General features: G+C 46.2%; 2 protein-coding genes. Both read right to left on the bottom strand.

Annotated elements, in window-relative coordinates; all coding sequences use genetic code 11:
• The coding region (locus tag VN379_RS24775; RefSeq protein WP_325538806.1) for a LytR/AlgR family response regulator transcription factor at window positions 1-462 on the bottom strand (462 nt) is incomplete at its 3' end.
• Window positions 459-2,162, bottom strand: coding sequence for a histidine kinase (locus tag VN379_RS24770; RefSeq protein ID WP_325538805.1), 1,704 nt, complete (start codon window positions 2,160-2,162; stop codon window positions 459-461). The genes VN379_RS24770 and VN379_RS24775, both read right to left, overlap by 4 nt.
• Window positions 2,163-2,247 lie beyond the last annotated feature (85 nt).

Genomic DNA, 2,247 nt, shown 5'->3' with positions numbered 1-2,247 from the left:
AGACAGGACAATATCTTTTTTATTTACAGGAACAATCTTGCCGCTGGATAATACACATACTTTAGCAATCTGAGTTCCTCGTTCAGTTGTGGTTTTCGCAGAGAGATTGCGTATTTTGGCTAAGACTTTGCTCAGCTTGTCTTCGGTAACCGGTTTGGTAACATAACCGACAGCGGGTGTGGCAAAAGCTTCGACAGCGTGTTCCGGGTATGCGGTAATAAAAACAATGTAAGGCAGCTTATTCATGCTGTTGAGTTTCTGCGCCATTTCCAACCCGGACATACCAGGCATAATGACATCCAGAAAAACGATATCTGGTTTTTTCTCCAGGATATGAATGAGTGCATCAACACAATTTGTAAACTTGGCACAGATTTCGATATCACCACGCTGATTCAGCAAATACTCAATCTCATCACAAATAGGTTGTTCATCGTCAATAATTACTGCTTTGGTTCTCACGAAGCACCACTCACTTTCTGCTTTGATACCGATTGGCATTTGAATGGGATTTGTAGTCGAATCTCTGTGCCGAAGGGCGGCTCAGAGGTTATCGACAGGCCATACTCCGGACCATAGAGACTAGTTAATCTCCTATGAACATTCAGTAGCCCAATGCCGTCAGAGTTGCCTGCTTTGATTTGGGTCAGTATCTCGGTGGGGATACCCACCCCGTTATCAGTGACGGTAATAATTAGCGCGGTAGCCTCAATTGAAGCCTCAATTGCTAATAAGCAGTGCCCTAGCTTGGGAAATAGGCCATGGTTTAAGGCGTTCTCCACTAAAGGCTGGAGCGAGAGTGCTGGAACAAGCGCGGTATTCGCCGAATCATCGACATGAACAGCAATATCTAATCTGTCACCAAACCGTGATCTTGCGATTTCCAGGTAGGCAGTAACGGCAGTTAGTTCATCCTGAAGAGTAAGGAAATCCTCCTGATTCGAGTAGGCACGCTGCATAAGGGTAGCTAGGCTGCCCAATAAGCTGCGGGCTTTATCCGGGTCGGTACGGCAAAAGGACATAATAATATTGATGGTATTAAAAAGAAAATGGGGGTTAATCTGAGCTCTGAGTACCTTAAGCTCAGCTTTTTCACGCATTTTTCGTTGCTCATCGATCTCAGCCAGTTGAATCTGAACTGATAGCAAATTAGCAATACCGTCAGCAATGCGGATGTCCAGTTCTGAGACTGTTTCATTGTTGACTCTGGCGAGTTCAATTGTTCCGACCACCTTGTTGCCGGTAAATAAAGGGACTACAACGCCGGCCTGCAAGGGACAGTGAAGAATCGGGCAGCCCCGGTCATTAGGCGCGTTGATTACTTTCATAACTTTGTTGGCGATGGCTTCTTTAACTGCGGCAGATATGATCGGTTCTCCCGGGGTGTGATGTTCAGCACCTTGGCCAATGAACGCCAAACGCTTATATCTGCCAGTAATAGAAACAGCATCTACCTTGGTGAGATCATAAATAATATGGGCAGCTACTGTAGCGGAATGGGTATTAAACCCTAGTCGGAGATAAGGGAGGGTACGGCTGGCGATATCAAGTGATAGCTGGGCAGCCCGGGCCCCGTAAATATCCTGCTCAGCCTCAATCCAATTAACAATGAACAGAAAAATCCATACACCGATAACGCTGACGACCATTGTCGGTATAGCCGATTTTATAATGTAGCCGGCAAGTTCCAGTTCGGTAGCAACCAGGGTAAACAAAGTAACCTGGCACAGTTCGGCGACCAGGGCCACACTGGCACCGGTAAGTGGCGTTAGTTGGTGGAAACTCAACTGAAGCCGCAGCAACCCGGAAAGTGTTCCGACAAAAACAATATAAATGGCTGGGGCGGCTACCAGCATTTCAGTCAGCGTCATATATATACTGCAGATAACCCCGACGCTAAAGCCTGTAAGCGGCCCGCCGGCGATACCTGCTAACAGCACGCCGATTAAGCGGGTGGTGATAAGGGGTTCACCCCAGGGAAGAGCACTGTAGCTGCCTGTTATTGCAAGAAAGGAAAATAAAACAATAAGCGGAATTTGGCTTGGCACGTGAAATGGATACCTGGTACAACGCATAATAAAGCGGCTGCGGCCTGTGAGATATGCCGTCATAGCAATAAATGATAAAGCGCTAATTGATTCTAACAGAGTAAAAACTGTCATATGTGCCTCCGCGATAATCTACAAAAGAATATTCGGCATAGTCAAACATTATCCTTTTACTGGGAATGGTGATTTGTGAAAATAT

The organism is Sporomusa sp., from assembly GCF_035561255.1.
Classification (GTDB): Bacteria; Bacillota; Negativicutes; order Sporomusales; family Sporomusaceae; genus Sporomusa.
This window is presented reverse-complemented; position numbering and strand designations above follow the sequence as displayed.

Bases quoted from the DNA above. Each gene is read 5' to 3' on its own strand.
- VN379_RS24770 (WP_325538805.1), bottom strand. From the start codon at position 2,162: ATGACAGTTTTTACTCTGTTAGAATCAATTAGCGCTTTATCATTTATT.